At 39.1% G+C, this 17,368-nt stretch carries 15 protein-coding genes; 2 read left to right on the top strand and 13 right to left on the bottom strand.

All coding sequences use genetic code 11. From position 1 onward, the window contains the following. Positions 1–87 precede the first annotated feature (87 nt). Positions 88–801 carry a 3'-5' exonuclease gene (locus tag BLS33_RS12420; protein WP_089889356.1) on the top strand — a complete coding sequence of 238 codons (714 nt, stop codon included), beginning with the start codon at positions 88–90 and terminating at the stop codon, positions 799–801. A 17-nt stretch (positions 802–818) separates the two neighbouring features. On the opposite strand, the gene BLS33_RS12415 is transcribed toward BLS33_RS12420, so the two are convergent. Next, entirely contained in the window at positions 819–1,796 is a 978-nt protein-coding gene (locus BLS33_RS12415; protein ID WP_089889353.1) for an endonuclease/exonuclease/phosphatase family protein, read from the bottom strand. A 74-nt stretch (positions 1,797–1,870) separates the two neighbouring features. On the opposite strand from BLS33_RS12415, the gene hflX reads away from it, so the two are divergent. Continuing rightward, entirely contained in the window at positions 1,871–3,082 is a 1,212-nt protein-coding gene (gene hflX, locus BLS33_RS12410; protein WP_089889352.1) for a GTPase HflX, read from the top strand. A gap of 409 nt (positions 3,083–3,491) precedes the next feature. On the opposite strand, the gene BLS33_RS12405 is transcribed toward hflX, so the two are convergent. The 12 genes from BLS33_RS12405 to sufB form a co-directional block, all read right to left on the bottom strand. Beyond that, entirely contained in the window at positions 3,492–3,998 is a 507-nt protein-coding gene (locus BLS33_RS12405; protein WP_089889349.1) for a hypothetical protein, read from the bottom strand. A 142-nt stretch (positions 3,999–4,140) separates the two neighbouring features. Then, positions 4,141–4,578, bottom strand: a complete 438-nt coding sequence (locus tag BLS33_RS12400; RefSeq protein WP_089889346.1) for a hypothetical protein — start codon at positions 4,576–4,578, stop codon at positions 4,141–4,143. Between the two features lie 62 nt (positions 4,579–4,640). Next, positions 4,641–5,618: a carboxypeptidase-like regulatory domain-containing protein gene (locus BLS33_RS12395; RefSeq protein ID WP_089889343.1), complete on the bottom strand. Its 978-nt coding sequence runs from the start codon at positions 5,616–5,618 to the stop codon at positions 4,641–4,643. 350 nt (positions 5,619–5,968) lie between these two features. Continuing rightward, entirely contained in the window at positions 5,969–8,782 is a 2,814-nt protein-coding gene (locus tag BLS33_RS12390) for a hybrid sensor histidine kinase/response regulator transcription factor (RefSeq protein WP_089889340.1), read from the bottom strand. A 1,207-nt stretch (positions 8,783–9,989) separates the two neighbouring features. Further along, the gene (locus BLS33_RS12385) at positions 9,990–10,922 is read right to left on the bottom strand and encodes a DUF3078 domain-containing protein (RefSeq protein WP_089889337.1); all 933 of its coding nucleotides are present in this window, start codon (positions 10,920–10,922) and stop codon (positions 9,990–9,992) included. A 76-nt stretch (positions 10,923–10,998) separates the two neighbouring features. Next, complete coding sequence (locus BLS33_RS12380; protein ID WP_089889333.1) at positions 10,999–11,505, bottom strand: DUF2480 family protein; 507 nt, start codon at positions 11,503–11,505, stop codon at positions 10,999–11,001. Between the two features lie 85 nt (positions 11,506–11,590). Then, entirely contained in the window at positions 11,591–11,920 is a 330-nt protein-coding gene (locus BLS33_RS12375; RefSeq protein ID WP_089889330.1) for a DUF59 domain-containing protein, read from the bottom strand. 5 nt (positions 11,921–11,925) lie between these two features. Continuing rightward, positions 11,926–12,348, bottom strand: a complete 423-nt coding sequence (locus BLS33_RS12370) for a SufE family protein (protein WP_089889326.1) — start codon at positions 12,346–12,348, stop codon at positions 11,926–11,928. Between the two features lie 73 nt (positions 12,349–12,421). Further along, positions 12,422–13,648 carry an aminotransferase class V-fold PLP-dependent enzyme gene (locus tag BLS33_RS12365; protein WP_089889322.1) on the bottom strand — a complete coding sequence of 409 codons (1,227 nt, stop codon included), beginning with the start codon at positions 13,646–13,648 and terminating at the stop codon, positions 12,422–12,424. A 69-nt stretch (positions 13,649–13,717) separates the two neighbouring features. Continuing rightward, entirely contained in the window at positions 13,718–15,034 is a 1,317-nt protein-coding gene (gene sufD / locus BLS33_RS12360) for a Fe-S cluster assembly protein SufD (protein WP_089889319.1), read from the bottom strand. A 72-nt stretch (positions 15,035–15,106) separates the two neighbouring features. Then, the gene (gene sufC, locus BLS33_RS12355; RefSeq protein WP_089889316.1) at positions 15,107–15,859 is read right to left on the bottom strand and encodes a Fe-S cluster assembly ATPase SufC; all 753 of its coding nucleotides are present in this window, start codon (positions 15,857–15,859) and stop codon (positions 15,107–15,109) included. A gap of 27 nt (positions 15,860–15,886) precedes the next feature. Continuing rightward, positions 15,887–17,329, bottom strand: coding sequence for a Fe-S cluster assembly protein SufB (gene sufB, locus BLS33_RS12350; RefSeq protein WP_089889313.1), 1,443 nt, complete (start codon positions 17,327–17,329; stop codon positions 15,887–15,889). Between the last annotated feature and the right edge of the window lie 39 nt (positions 17,330–17,368).

Below are 17,368 nucleotides of genomic sequence, written 5' to 3'. Positions count from 1 at the left end.
AATCGTAATCAACAATGATGTTTGTGGGCAATGCCTTCCAAAAATTTGTTCGTATCTTCAATACTATAACATCACATCCGTATAAAAATGTTACAAAAAATCAACTTGGAGCATATTCTATTTTTAGATATTGAAACCGTACCGGAAAACGAAAGTTATGACCAACTGGACGACGAGAGAAAAGATCTTTGGGAGCAAAAAACAAGATACCAGCGAAAAGACGAATATACCGCCGAAGAGTTCTATGACCGTGCAGGAATTTGGGCGGAATTTGGAAAAATCATCTGTCTTTCTGTTGGTTATTTTCACTTGAAAGGAGATGTCAGAACATTTCGAACAACCAGTTTTCACGGTGCAGAACCAAAACTACTAAAAGAGTTCAAAAACCTATTGAACAGCCATTTTAGTGGTTCAAAACATTTGATGTGCGGACACAATGCCAAAGAATTTGATTTTCCATATATAGCCCGAAGAATGATTATTCAGGGCATTGAACTTCCCTACAAATTAAATCTTTTTGGGAAAAAACCGTGGGAAGTGCCCCATTTAGACACTATGGACCTTTGGAAATTTGGAGATTATAAGCATTTTACCTCTTTGAAACTGATGGCGAACATACTGGGTATTCCATCGCCGAAGGAAGACATAGATGGTAGCATGGTGCGTGACGTCTATTATAAGGAAAATGATTTAGATCGGATAATCAATTATTGTGAATTGGATGTGGTTACTACGGCCCAAGTTTTTCTAAGATTGCGAAACGACGAATTATTAGATCAAAGTGAAATCAAGAAAGTCTGATTTTTAAACACGAAGTCTTATCCATTAAATTTTAATTGAATGTATACGGGGAAATGATCACTATAGCCTCCTAAATATTTCCGCCCTGCGTACGTACGGTATGGAGTGCCTTTAAACTTCCCGTTGAATTCGGTCAAAAATTCCTCATCAAAAATATTGGCATGGGCAAAACTGTGTGTCCCCTTTTTATGATTCAAAAAATTATGTGATACCATAATCTGATCGAACAAGCTCCAACTTCGTTTATAATTGGCACTCCCTCTTTCTTGTGGTATGTGCAATTTTTCCATGGGATTATATAAATGTGGCAACTCCATTAAGTTTTTGATGCTTTCCGATTTTGGCCCGGCATTAAAATCTCCCATAATAATATAATTAGGGTCGACATATTCTGTTTCAATTTTGGCCATATACCCCTTTAACGTTTCCGCAGCAATGACCCTTTTGTAGTTCGTTTCATTTACACCATTTCGGCGAGAAGGCCAGTGGTTTACGAAAACATGTACTTCTTCACCGTTAAGATTTCCCAATACGTAAAGAATATCGCGAGTGGTATCACGCTCACCATTAAGGTTATTTACAAATAAGGTGATCGGTTCGGAATACTTCACCGTAAAATTGCTCTTACGGTAGATTAATGCGGTATCAATACCCCTTTCGTCAGGAGAATCATAATGTACATAATCGTAATCGATATCACGCAAAGGTTCTGACCCTATAAGATCCTCCATCACATTTTTATTCTCGACCTCGGCAACACCGACAAGAGCGGGTGGAGCAGTGGCATGCTCGTTACCTATTTCTGAAATGGTTTTGGCCAGTTTATAGAGTTTTCTCTTGTAACGTTTATTCGACCACTTTTTCGCACCTTTCGGTGTAAAATCATCATCCAAGGTTTTTGGATCATCTTTGGTATCGAACAGATTCTCTAAGTTATAGAATGCAATGGTGTGAAGTTGCCTCCTTTTACTTCGCTTGAAGAATGAAAAAAGCATGATTTCTTTTTGAGCAAATAAATTTACGAAAATTGCTTGGTCAGTATTGCTTAAATTTGCACTTTAATAGAGTTATGCTAGAAAAGAAATCCATAGAATACGAAAAAGCCGTTCTAATAGGGGTACTGAACAAAGAACAGGACGAAGAAAAAGTGACCGAATACCTCGACGAGCTAGAATTCTTGACATATACCGCCGGTGGTGAAGTGTCTAAACGCTTTGTACAGCGCATGGACACCCCCAACCCTAAAACCTTGATCGGTAGCGGAAAAATGGAAGAAGTAGAAGCTTATGTAAAGGAAAACGATATTGGCTCCGTTATTTTTGATGATGAGCTTACCCCTGGTCAGCAACGCAACATTGAAAAACAACTTCGCTGTAAAATTTTGGATCGCACGAGCCTAATACTCGATATTTTCGCGCAGCGTGCACAAACGAGTTATGCCCGAACCCAAGTCGAATTAGCACAATACGAATATCTGTTGCCACGACTTACCGGACTTTGGACACACTTAGAGCGTCAAAAAGGAGGTATTGGAATGCGCGGCCCGGGGGAAACGGAAATCGAAACCGATAGACGTATCGTGCGTGACCGTATTTCTTTACTAAAGAAAAAATTAAAGAAAATCGATAGGCAAATGGAGACCCAACGGGGAAACCGGGGTTCTTTGGTAAGGGTTGCATTAGTAGGTTATACAAATGTTGGTAAATCTACCCTCATGAACGTTATCAGTAAAAGTGATGTTTTCGCCGAGAATAAACTTTTTGCCACTTTAGATACCACAGTTCGAAAAGTTGTCATTGGCAACCTCCCCTTTTTATTAAGCGATACCGTAGGATTTATTCGTAAGCTACCTACTCAATTGGTGGAAAGCTTTAAAAGCACACTGGACGAGGTACGTGAAGCCGACTTGCTCTTACATGTTGTAGATATATCACACCCTAATTTCGAAGAACACATAGCCTCTGTAAATCAAATTTTGGGCGAGATAAAGAGTGCCGATAAAGAGACTATTATGGTCTTTAACAAAATCGATCAATATGTTCATGAGACCATCGATGAAGATGATCTGATGACCGAAAAAACATCCAAGCACTTTACAATAGCAGAATTGAAGAAGACATGGATGCAGCGGGTGGGAAAAAATGCGATTTTTATTTCTGCCTTGAACAAAGAAAATTTAGATGAGTTTCGCACTCGAGTATATGAAGAAGTTCGCGATATTCATGTCACTCGCTTTCCTTATAACAATTTTCTTTATCCAGAGCATTTGGATGAATATTGATTTTTATGCCCTTATACGGAAGTCCATCTCCCTTATTTAAAAAGATAAGAGTCTATTTTGGATTTCTATAAAGGTATATTTCTCTTTCTTCCTTCTTTTATGTTGTTTATCGAAGAAAACGAACCGTTGCTATTTTTCACAACATTTTATACTTCGTTCACAACATTAATTTCAAGGAGATGTATATCTGCCATACATTTACAGTGTAATTAAGTGATAGTGTTGACCCCAAATCGAACTGTGATCTTAACCGAAATTAAAGTGTTGTTTTCCCCAAATCGGCACTTGACCTAAAAAAGCTTATTCGAGCAATCGAAATCCAATCTTACAGAATACCTACTTATCTAAAAAAATGCCTCGACCTATATCGAGGCTTTTTTTTGCTTTAAACTCTTTTTCTAAAAAGTACTTATCTTGCTTTCAACTCAAACGTGCCTTTGACTGTAAGATCATTGCCAAAACTAAATGGCGCACTCAATACCAGGTCCACAGATCCGTTTATTTTATTTGCATTTAGCGTAGTTATCTTTACTTCACCTGATTTACTATCAAATAACAAATCGGTTCCTAAGAATATGGCGGTCCAACCTCCAGAGGTTATATCAGAAATACTATAGACTTGAGTTTTGATTTTGGGAATATCGCGTATTCCCAAAAAAAACGAAAGGTTATCATCGTTCGTAAAGGTCAATGGGAAAAACTCCGTATTATTTTCTATCTGAATAGCGAAGTCATCTGTTCTTCCATTAAAGGTCAGCGTTGTATCACCGGTAATGTTAAAATTCGCGTTTCCCGAATAGACCGATCCACCCCTAATCTCTTCCTTATTACACCTTAAAGAAAGTAGTCCCAACAAAATCACAACAAACAATACACCGCTGAGTGAGGTGGATTTCTTAACTATATTGGTTTTCATGATTTTAAATTTAATTTGTTATTTCTTTTGACAATACTGTCTTGTTCTATGGTCAAAAAACAGTTTTACAAAAGCGATGCCGTTCATTCCTATTCGATAGGCACCACTGCTCCTATTTTGTACCCGCAAAACCTAGACTATGCTAATTGGCACCATTGGGTTTGTTTATCCTAACTTTAGAAGAATTGCTCAGCGCTCCATTGTCCGACTCTAATCGCACTTCATAATCAACCCAAGAGACAGTGCCAAATACGGTACACTGACTAAAGGTTATGGTACTGCCAGTATCATTAAATGTTGCGTCAATGAAATCGTCGGAACTGCCATTGGATAATTTTGTTTTAATATTCAGTCGTTTAATCTCAGTCTCTTGCGATAAGGTATATGGCAGTTTAAAATCCAATATTGTGCCCCCATTACAATTATTTACTCCATCAATGGTCACGCTCAGTTTTCCAGCTTTGACAGGTACGTCTGAACCCCCATCATCACTCTTACTACAGCCCATAATAGCTGCCATTAGTATCAGTGTTATCAAAATACTGAAAGCTTTTTTTATTCTGTTTTTAATTGTTCTCATGATTTCTAATTTTTAAAGATGTTGCTATATGGGGAATACTATTTTTACCTCTAATTAAATGTTCATTGAAAATAAACCAGCATATGAACCATTTCCTCGGAGTCTGGCACATGACCACCTCCAAATGTCTTTCCGTTGAGATGATAAAGTATGGGCATAACAAGGGCCACTTCATCTGTAAGGATACAGGAAGCGTGTGAAAGGATTACACTTATCGATCCATTCGCATCGGCAACAACCACATTTTCCGAGCCATCGGATGGACCAATAGGTGGGTTGTTAGGATTCACAAAATCGTTCATAAAATCTATGTGCTCGCCTGCCTTTCTAATTTTGTTCATATAGGCCAACCAAAAGGTATAGGTTCCGTTAGGAATCATACCGTTCAAAGCTATTTCGACAGTAGACGTATTGCCATTACAGTGGACTAACAGATTCCCCTCAGCAGTTTGAAATTCAGACAGCGTTATATGGTGACCATCAGGAGATTTGATGGCCGTCAACATTCCTATTGGATCATCAAATATGTTCGCGGCGTAAAGAGGTTCGTTAGGATTTGTAGGTGTATCGCCGTTTTCATCGACGATTTCTTCCAATAACTGTACCTTCCCAAAGTTCAGGTGTGCTTCCACAAGCTTGGGTTTGATCACAAAATCGACAATTGCCCTTTGGTCGGCCTTTAAATCGATGGAAGCAGGGTTTGTCGAAACCACTTCGGTCGACAAGGGGGGAATAAGGGCAACCTCATACTTTCCGACGCCCTTGGTCTCCTTTTCGTAGATACCTTCGGTATTGGTGGCCCTTTCCTGTTGATCGGATTCATTGGATAATTTTACCAGTGCGCTGGGATACGGATTCCCTTTATCGTCTTTTACCGTTCCGGCTATTGTTCCAGTTCCTTCAGGCAGATTCGAATCTTGTAGCGGATCATCATTGCCACAAGCCACAAAGGTCATTAACATTGCCAAAAAACCTATTAGCGATATACGTTGCGGCACCACATCGAAAGCACCCCCTGGTACATAAATTTTGGTTCCCATGATTTCTAGTTTTTATATGAATACTTAGTTTATCCGTGATTTTTTTAGGGGGATTTTCAAGATTTCAAAACTATCGGCGCTCGCTTGCCTTTAATAATCATTTCAAAACTAATGCAGAGGCATTTTAATTGCTAACACGTCAGTTCCAGATAACAACAACATAGTTTCAGCATTAAAAGCAGCTCTCAAATGGTAGATTGAAGAAAACGAATGATAGATGACAACAACTGGTTTATGGATGGTAAAATTGAACCTATTTTATGATAGATCAAGTGGCAAATGGTTTGAAGCAATTCAAAAAATTGATGATTCTAAAAAGGAAAGATCACAATAATGATTTGGACCTGATTCTAATAAGAGGAAGGTGCCACTCCGTACAACTCCTTAAAGCATTTCGCGAAATAGGAAAGATTATTGAAGCCCACTTTGTACGCTATTTGTGTCACACTATCCGCTTTCTGAGACAGTAATTGTGCCGCTCGCTTCAATCGAAAATTACGGAGCAGTTCACCAGGTGCTTCGCTGGTCAAGGCCTTTAACTTTCTGTGAAGCTGTGTCTTGCTCATCGCCAATGACTTCTGCATTTGGGGGACTCCAAAATCTGATTCTGAAAAATTGGCTTCTAGAAGTTCAAGAACTTTTTCTAAAAAGATTTGATCGACGGAGTTGACCGTTACTTTTTTGGGATCTACCTGAACTTCTTTATTCGTAAACAAATCCCTCAGCCTTTGGCGCTGCACGATAAGGTTTTTAGCACGTACCAAGAGTTCTTCACCGTCAAAGGGTTTGGTTAGGTAATCATCTGCTCCCGTTTCAAGACCTTCTAATTTGTTTTCCATTCCGGCTTTGGCCGTCAACATGATAATGGGTACATGGCTAGTCTGTACGTCTTTTTTTAGCTTTTTGCAAAGTGTTATACCGTCCATTTTAGGCATCATTAAGTCGGTGATGATCAAATCTGGGGGATTGTCGATTGCCATTTTTAATCCTGCAACGCCATGAATAGCCTCTTCTACCTTATAGCTCTTTATTAGTAGTTCATGAATAAAGTGTCGCATGTCGCTATTGTCCTCTACCAACAAAACTCTCGGAATTTCCCTAATATCGGCTTTGGACAATAGGTATGGAGTTTTCAAAACTGTTGCTTTTTCAATTTTAACTGTTTGAAGAGCTTCATCGGCCCCTGTTTTAATTTCTTGCAGTTGTAGCAGTACGGTGAAGAACGTACCCTTGCCCACTTCACTGGCAACAGTAATGGTACCGTCCATAAGTTCTACGAGGTCTTTGGAAAGGGAAAGGCCGATACCCGTGCCTTCTTTCTCCCTTGTATTACTTCCGTCGACTTGATAAAAGCGGTCAAATATAAAGGGGAGGCTCTCTTGGGGAATACCCTTCCCCGAATCGGATACCTGAATAAAAAGTCCGCGCTGACCGAAATTGACCTCAAAAACGATGGTCGCCCCATCCTCACTGAACTTAAATGCATTACCCAATAGATTGTATACTATGTTTTCAAGTTTGTCCCTATCAAAACTTGCCCAAAGTATGGTCTGCGGAATCTGTACCTTGTAATCGATATTTCGTTGTGCGGCATGAGAGTTAAACGAGGCCGCCACGGCACGTAGGCATTTGTAAACATTACCCTCGGTAGGTTCGAGTTTCAAATTACCCTCATCCATTTTGGAAAGGTCTAATAGTTGATTGACCATTTTAAGTACACGATTGGTATTTCTCCGAATCATTTTTACATTCTCTATGCTCAATGTTTCATCAGGGTTCTGCTCCAGCTGTTCAATGGGCCCTTTAATAAGTGTCAACGGGGTACGAAACTCATGTGAGATGTTAGCAAAAAAGTTGGATTTTAACCGATCTAGTTCTCGTAATTTTTTATTCGCTTTTTGCTTTATCCGGAATTGATTGTAAAGAAGTGTTGCCAATACTAATAGCACTAATGAAAATAAGATAATTCCATTTCGCTCATTTTCTCTCTTGCTAAGTTTTAATGATTGCAAGTCAATATCTTTTGCCAATAGCGCTATTTCTTTGCGCTTCTGCTCATTCTCATATTTCGCTTCCAATTCATTGGTAACCGTTAAGATTTTACCATTATACATACTATCCGATAGTCTGTTGTACAAAACAGCGTTCTCTAATGCCTTTTCAAATTCACCTTTTGCACCATAAGCCTTCGCAAGTAGATTATGCGTTTCCAACGCCAATTTATCGTCATATAAATATGGTAATTCAGAAATAATCCTATTCGCCCTTGCAATGCACTGTCCATAGTCATTTCTATGGAAAGCATTATCGGCCAACCCAAACTCCGTTTTCGCGACTTCGTGACGATTATCTACTTCTTTAGCAAGAAGCTGGGCCTGTCGATACAATTTTTCGGCTTTATCATGCTGTCCTTTTTTACTATAAACATTTGCCAAATTGCTCAAAACACGACTCGCTCCCAGTTTGTCACCGGTTTCCTTCTTAATTTCGAAGGCCCTTTCATTATAACTGATTGCCTGCGCATATTCTTCAAGCAGTAGGTGAACAGACCCCAAATTGCTCAGACATGCTGAGATGCCAGGTTTAAAATTAATCTCTTCTACCTGGGCCAAGGCTAGTCCGTAGTGGTTTAATGCACTTCTATATTGCTTTTGATTTTTATATATTCCGCCAATATAATTGTGTATTCTGGCCACCCCATTTTTGTCACCAATCTGAGAGGTCAGACTTAATGCTTCTAAATAAAATTCAAGTGCAACTTCATTATTCGACCTTAGTTGCGCAAGGCGGCCCATCTCAGTTTTTACAGCTATTATCTCTCTGGTGTTCCGTAGTTTTTCATAAATCGAAAGAGCTGACAGGTAATGTTCCATAGCTTGGTCATATAAATTAATGTTTCTTAGAACATTACCCTTCCTGTATATTGATTCAGCCAAGCCGGATTCCAAACCCAATTTTTTTGCCAATTGTTGGGCTTTGTTTACATAGTTTAATGCGATATTATGGTCTATTCGATTATATTCGACGGTAAGTCTCAAATAAGTCTGAACCTTAAGACTATCCTCTCCCAGTGATTCCAAGGAATGTAGAAGACTATCGACCTTTGATTGCGAGAGCAATAAGGAAGTGAAAAGTAAAAGAGGGGGGAGAAGTAAACGCATCATCTCCAATAGGTTATATATTAAAGATACCTAAATTTTAAGTATGTATGCGTTCTACAATGATAAACATGGACATATTTAGGACCCGAACACATAAGTACCCAATTTTAATATGAAGAACCCAAGAGCAACCTATGGTTCAAAAACCGATACGTCAACGTATTTCATCCTGAAAACAATACCACTTGTATTATTCACAACATATTGCCTTTGCTACACAACATTAATTTCAAGAAAATACAGATCCACTATATATTTACAGTGTAATTAAGTGATAGTGTTAACCCCAAATCGGACTCTAATCTTAATTGAAATTATAGTGTTGACCCCAAATCGGCACTTGACCTAAAAAAGCTTATTCCGGGAAACTGGAAACCCGATCTTAAAAGAAGAACCTACTTAACTAAAAAATTGCCTCGACCTACCTCGAGGCTTTTTTTTGACCCCATACCAACCAATTAAAAAGTTTAATTGAAAAATGCAAATAGATTTTACTCCCTTGCTAATTACTAAGTAAATGTGTAGAATCTCTCTATCCATTTCGGCACGGTGACAGTCAAGCCTCGCTTTATATTGTGTCGGAATTTTGGTTTTTCAACGGAGAAACAATACCACTTATATTATTCACAACAGAATGCCTTAGCTTCACAACAATAATTTCAAGGAGACGCAAATCAACTCTATATTTACAGTGTAATTAAGTGATAGTATTGACCCCAAATCGAACTACGATCTTAATCCAAAATAAAGTGTTGATTCCCAATCGCCACTTGACCTAAAAAGCTTATTCCGGGCGACCGGAAACCCGATCTTAAAAGAACGACCTACTTTACTAAAAAATTGCCCTGACCCTTTGGTCAGGGTTTTTTGGTTAAAAAACCGTCCCACACAGGTAAAAATAAGTGCAGTTCATCGATGAAACACATGAATAACTGCATTTGACAACAAATTACACCCTTTTCACAACAAAAATTTAGCGGTTTAAAAGTGTGAAATTACATTCGTATTGTATTTAATATTTAGCGTTATGTCCCGAAAAAACTTTTTCTTAACCGCTGCTTATCAAATGCTTTCTGCCATAGGAAGTTTATTTTATCAATGACTGTGCAACCGCCAAATTTAACGTATCCTACTTAACTAAAAATGCCCTCCATAAACTTGGAGGGCATTCTTTTTATAATTAATTTATTGAATAGGGTTTAACCGCTATTTAAAAAGCATAGTTAAGACCGAACATCCAATAGCTCTGTGTCTTAACATCTATATTGTCAAATGTAGCAGCTGCAGAAGGCGTTGGGCCGTTCAATGCATAATCTAGCGCCTCTTGTTTGTTGTTTCTTAATCCGAATTCAAACCCAAGGCCTATGCCCTTCCAAAGTGTATAGCCAAACGAGTTGATCCATGTCCAGTTTGAGTAATCGGAGCTCTTGTAGCTCTGAAAGGTCGAAAAATTAGTTTTGAAATTTACTTTTCCTAATTTCTTAGTGTAGTCAACAACTATCTTTGCACCGGTAGACGATTCGTAAATATTATCCTCACTGGTGAACACAAAGTTATAGTTCAATGGATGTATTACTACAACCATATCTGTAATGGGAGTCCAAGTAGCACCCACCCCAATATCTAGATAACCTGGGTCGTTGAAATTGTTAATAATCGATGTTCGATATTCGCCCAAAGCCGAAATCGCAAATTTCTTACTTAGCTTATACCCGTAGAGCGATGTTATGTTAAAAACATCGGTAGTTCCGTTAAAGCTATCGTCATCTGCTGGATTATCTTTATCATCCAATTTTACCCACTGCAGGTTGACATTACCTGAGTTTCTCCAGAAATATTTATCCCGGTCTAAATTGGCAAATGCATTAACAGTTACGCCAATATTTCCAGCGGAGTTATTGGGCTTTCCTTGTGAATACCAATTATTGAACCCTGAGATGTTGGCTCCTATGGTACCGAAAGCTCCTTTCTTCCAGCCCGGAAAAGCATCGATTTTTCCTTGAAGGGCATTTACCCTTCCTTGAATGGCGGCAATGGAATCTTTTTTCGTTGATTTTTCTGCCTTTAATTCATCTAATGTCTGTGCCTGGGCCGTCGAAAAGGCGAACACAGCAACTGCTGCTGATAATACTAACTTCTTCATGGTTTTGTGTTTAATTATAGTTATGATGGGGCAAATGTAAGAATTGTTAACAGAAAGTAAACAAGGTTATTAACAATTATTTTCTTTTGAAAAGAGGCACGGAAGAGCAGGCTTCACCGTACATAACACTCTTTGCAACACCCAATAACCTGTTGGTTATCCACAGGTAGGCGTTAGGTGGAACGGGCTTAGTACTACAACCCTTAATAATCACGGATTTGTCTTCAAATTTGGAAATATCCATGTTTTCAATGACAGATTGATAAAGGGTAGTTTCCATTTGTTCTAGATTTCCCTGAACTGTCTTTTTAGCAAAAGGGTGCAGTTCTGTAGCAATAAGCATATACGCCCAACCTGGCACTATAGCATCGGTAGAACAATGAAGTGCCACATACGCATCGGCGTACTGAGCCCAATCGTGGCTCGAAACATGGTTTCGAAATTCCTTTTCCCTAAGAATAAAACCTTCGTAAAGCCAATCTTTGATATCAAGAAGCACTCTCTTGCCCTGAGGATAATAATCCTCGAGGTCAAAAGTAAGAAGCTTGCTCTGCGCAACTCTATTGACAATCTCTTCCGACATATTCGATTAAGGGTTATAATAAATTTCAAATTGTTGCTCGACTATATAGTTTTATCAAGACATCATTTGGCTGTTATTAAGAAGGTTACAACAATCCAAGTTCTAATTTGGCCTCTTCGCTCATCAAATCTTGTGTCCAAGGTGGGTCAAAGGTAATTTCCACCTCCGTATCCTTGACAACATCCAACGATTTCACCTTTTCCTCTACCTCAACCGGTAAAGTTTCTGCAACCGGGCAGTTGGGCGAGGTCAAAGTCATTAGTATTTTGACCTCATTTTCCTCATTTACAAAAACGTCATAAATCAAACCCAATTCATAGATGTCTACGGGGATTTCAGGATCGTAAATCGTTTTTAAAACCTTTACTATTTTTTCGCCCAAATCTTGGGTATCATTTGCTGTCTCTTCGCTCATTTTTTCTAATTCAACTGTGTTTGGTATGCCACCGCATATAACTTCAACTGCTTTATCATACTTACCAATCCGTTAGCGCGGGTCGGCGACAAATGTTCTTTAAGTCCGATTTCATCTATAAAGGCCGTATCGGCATTTATAATCTCTTGTGGTCTTTGGTTGCTAAAGGCACGTATCAGAATGGCAATAATACCCTTGGTTATAATGGCATCACTATCGGCCGTAAATACCAATTTATCATTTTCCAATTCGGCATGTACCCATACTTTGCTTTGGCATCCTTTTATTATATTATCTTCCGTTTTATATTTTTCGTCGATTAACGGTAGTGATTTACCCAGCTCGATCATATACTCGTACCGTTGCATCCAATCTTCGAACATTGAGAACTCATCTACTATTTCGTCTTGTATCTCTTTAATCGTCATAGGCTAATTTTATACAAAAATACGATAAGTAAGCTTGGTATTCAATATTTTAAGGGAACCATAACTTGGTTACCTACAGAAGCATATTTCTTGCTCTTTCAACCCCGGAAACCAACGCATCTGCCTCTTCCTTAGTGTTATAAAAACTAAAGCTGGCCCGAACCGTACCTGGAATTTTATAAAAGTCCATTATCGGTTGTGCACAATGATGTCCCGTACGAACGGCTATGCCCAATTTGTCTAAAATAGTGCCGATATCGTAAGGGTGAATACCTCCTATATTAAATGAGATTACTGAAGTCTTATGTTTAGCGGTCCCGTAGATCCTAAGACCTTCGATGCTTAGAAGTTGTTCGGTAGCATATTCCAAAAGTTCATGCTCGTATGCAGCAATCGCATCGAAACCAATGGCATTCATATAATCCAATGCAGCGCCAAAGGCAATCCCCCCACAAATATTAGGGGTGCCTGCCTCAAATTTATGGGGCAAATCAGCGTATGTCGTTTTTTCAAAGGTAACCTCTGCGATCATTTCACCTCCACCTTGATAGGGAGGTAGTTTATTCAACCATTCTTCCTTTCCATAAAGCGCACCAACCCCTGTAGGACCGCACATCTTATGGGCAGAAACGGTATAAAAATCTACATCTAAGGCTTGCATATCGGCCTTTACGTGGGGTGCAGCTTGGGCACCATCTATCAAAACAGCAGCATTTACAGCATGTGCCTTTTCAATAATTTCTTCAATGGGATTTATGGTACCCAATGCATTCGAAATATGATTACAAAAAACCAGCTTTGTTCGCTCAGAAAGTAATTTCGAGTATTCATCCATCAACAACTCTCCTTCCTCATTCATCGGAATCACCTTCAAAACGGCGCCCGTTCGTTCACAAAGCATCTGCCAAGGCACGATATTCGAATGGTGCTCCATGGCTGAGACCAGAATTTCATCTCCTTTCTTTAAGAGGGATGAAAATCCGTTGGCCACAAGATTTATTCCATGGGTAGTTCCTGAGGTAAATATGATTTCGTATCCTTTCCCCGCATTGAAATGTTTTTGGATTTTCTGACGCGCCTGCTCATATTTATCTGTGGCCTCTTGCGAAAGTGCATGAACACCTCTATGTATATTCGCATTGTAGTTCTGGTAATAATCTACAATAACATCAATGACCTGTTGAGGCGTTTGAGAGGTTGCCGCATTATCTAAATAGACCAAAGGCTTGCCGTTTACCTCGCGGTTAAGTATAGGAAAATCTTTACGAATAGTTTGAATATCTAGTACTGTTTCAATCATATCGGAAATAAACTAATGTTTATACAGATGGTGTGCGCCTCGATGGAATAGTATGCAGGCTTTTATACTTTATAAATCAAAACCTAGGTTGACGCCCAATTTCTTGGCAATCAATTTATTGATCCGCACCTTTAGTTCAGGAATCCTAACACTGGCTAGCACATTATTTGCAAAAGCGTACATTAACAAAGCACGGGCCTCTTTCTTTGGAATACCCCTTGATTGCAAATAGAATAGGGCATCTTCGTCCAACTGCCCAATAGTACAACCGTGGGAACACTTTACATCATCGGCAAAAATTTCTAATTGCGGCTTTGTATTAATAGTCGCCTTGTCACTTACCAAAATATTGTTGTTCTGTTGAAAGGCATTCGTCTTTTGGGCTATTTTGTCGACAATAATCTTCCCATTGAAAACGCCTGTAGCATTTTCACCATAAATGCCCTTATAATCTTGGTGGCTCTCACAATTGGGCTCAATATGGTGCACCAATGTATGATGGTCAACATGTTGCTTCTCTCCAATAATGGTCACTCCTTTCATCGTAGAATCAACATACTCCCCATTTTGATAAAAGTTCAGATTATTCCGGGTCAATTTTCCTCCAAATGAAAAAGTGTGTACGTTAACGACGCTTTTATCTTTTTGGTTGATATATGTATTATCTATCAAAGACGCCGTATCGGCATCGTTCTGTACCTTATAATAATCTACAATGGCATTTTTGGCAGCAAAAATCTCGGTTACGGAATTGGTCAACACCTCGTTGCCCGTAATACTCTGGTGCCGTTCAATAACTTGAAGTTCGGCATTCTCTTCAACAATAACCAAACTGCGCGGCTGCAACATCAATGCGGCCTCATTCCCCGTAGCCAAGTGTAAGATTTCCACTGGCTTTTTGGGCATTTTGTTCTTGGGAATATAAATATAAGCTCCTTCGCGGCTGAAAGCGGTATTCAGCGAAGTAAGTGAATCGTCTTTAGACGCGATTTTGTTAAAATACACATCGATCACTTGTTTGTACATCGGTTTGGTAAGTGCGGCACTCATCAAACAAATATCAACACCATCATGTGTCGTTTCCGAAAGATAAGAGCTATAAATACCGTCGATAAAAACGATTTTATAAGAATCGATTTCGTGTAAAAAATATTTCTTTACGTCATTGTATTCGAGCGCATTCTCTTCTTTTGGAAAAATGCTAAAGTCTATTTTTTGCAACGTGTTCAATGAAGTATATTTCCAGGCTTCTTCTTTTTTTGAAGGAAACCCTTTCGCCTCGAAGGTCTTCATCGCCTCTGACCGAATATCGTGTACAGGATTGTGTACATCGACCTTGTCTTCAAAGGCTAAAAATGATGAAACCAATTTATCTTTTAAATCCATATTTTCTCAATAAGCAGTAAGCAGTTCACAGTAAGCAGTATAATTTACTGCCCACTGAATACTGTTTACTCATTAAACCACAGTTTCTTGCTTAAGCCAATCGTATCCTTTTTCCTCTAACTCGAGAGCGAGTTCTTTGCCACCTGATTTTACAATTTTACCATCGTGTATTACATGAACAAAATCAGGAACGATATACTCTAACAATCTTTGGTAATGGGTTATCACGATGACCGCATTGTCTTTACTTTTCAATTTGTTGACACCGTTTGCAACGATACGCAAGGCATCGATATCTAAGCCAGAGTCGGTTTCATCAAGAATAGCCAATTTCGGCTCTAACATGGCCATTTGAAAAATTTCATTACGCTTTTTCTCGCCTCCAGAGAACCCTTCGTTCAAGGATCTAGACAAAAATTTACGGTCAATTTCAAGCAATTCAGATTTCTCACGAATGAGCTTTAGCATCTTATTGGCCGGCATGTCTTCTAAACCGCGAGCTTTACGTGATTCATTTATGGCCGTTTTCATAAAGTTGGTTACCGATACCCCAGGGATTTCCACAGGATACTGAAACGATAGAAAAATTCCTTTATGTGCACGCTCCTCAGGAGCCGAATCTTCTAGATTTTCACCATCTAAACTTACCGAACCTTTGGTCACCTCAAATTCTTCTTTTCCCGCAATGACAGCGGCAAGTGTACTTTTACCAGAACCATTGGGGCCCATAATGGCATGTACCTCTCCGGCCTTTACCTCTAGGTTGATTCCCTTTAAAATCTCTTTGTCGTCTACACGTGCATGTAGGTCACTGATTTTCAACATATTCAATCTACTTTATGGTGTTTTTTACTATCCTACTGAGCCTTCAAGGCTAATTTCCAATAATTTCTGTGCTTCTACTGCAAACTCCATCGGAAGCTTGTTCAGCACTTCTTTGCTAAAACCATTCACAATCAAGGCAATGGCCTTTTCGGTATTGATTCCGCGTTGATTACAGTAAAATATTTGATCTTCTCCAATTTTACTGGTCGTCGCTTCATGTTCTATTTGAGCGGTTTTGTTCTTCACCTCGATATAAGGGAAAGTGTGCGCGCCACATTCGTTCCCCATCAGAAGGGAATCACATTGTGAAAAATTTCGGGCATTTTCCGCTCTTGAGCCAATTTGAACCAATCCACGGTAACTATTCTGAGATTTTCCTGCAGATATACCTTTTGAAATAATAGTACTTTTCGTGTTCTTACCCAAATGAATCATTTTGGTACCGGTATCCGCTTGTTGAAAGTTATTGGTGACAGCGATAGAGTAGAACTCACCAACCGAATTATTTCCCTTCAGAATACAAGAAGGATATTTCCATGTGACAGCAGAACCCGTTTCTACTTGTGTCCAAGAAATTTTGGAATTATTCTCACACAAACCTCTTTTGGTCACAAAATTATAAACACCGCCTTTTCCTTCTTTATTTCCAGGATACCAGTTTTGTACCGTTGAGTATTTTATTTCAGCATTGTCTAAAGCAATGAGTTCGACTACTGCGGCATGCAACTGATTTTCATCTCTTGATGGCGCCGTACATCCCTCTAAATAGCTTACGTAACTACTTTCGTCGGCAATTACCAATGTACGTTCGAACTGACCTGTACCGCCCTCATTGATTCTGAAATAGGTCGATAATTCCATTGGGCACCTAACCCCTTTAGGAATGTAACAAAAAGACCCATCTGTGAATACGGCCGAATTTAAAGCCGCATAGAAGTTATCGGTTTTAGGAACGACGGTACCCATATATTTTTTTACCAATTCCGGGTGTTCTTGGATAGCTTCGGAAATGGGCATAAAAATAATTCCCTTTTCTCCTAATGTCTTTTTAAATGTGGTTGCCACGGAGACGGAATCGACTACGATATCAACGGCAACATTTTGTAATTTCTTTTGCTCGTCAACAGAAATTCCCAATTTCTTATACATCGCCAATAATTCGGGATCCACATCGTCCAAAGATCTATTGGGATCTTTTTTAGGTGCCGAATAATAACTGATGGCTTGAAAATCTGGTTTTTCATAGTGGACATTTGCCCAATCTGGTTCTTCCATTTTTTCCCAAATACGAAAAGCCTCTAAACGCCAGTCCGTCATCCATTGTGGCTCATTCTTCTTTTTTGAGATAGCACGAACAATGCCCTCATTCAGCCCCTTCGGGAATGTATCGGACTCGATAGCCGTGTAGAATCCGTATTCGTATTCCTTGGTTTCGAGCTCTTTTTTTAATTCTTCCTCTGTATATGCCATACTTTTCAAATTATAAATCTGAAGATTTTAAAACTTCAA

Origin of the sequence: Kriegella aquimaris (assembly GCF_900103215.1) — a bacterium.
Classification (GTDB): domain Bacteria; phylum Bacteroidota; class Bacteroidia; order Flavobacteriales; family Flavobacteriaceae; genus Kriegella; species Kriegella aquimaris.
The sequence above is the reverse complement of the archived record's forward strand: the minus strand, read 5'-3'. Positions and strand labels throughout refer to the sequence as shown.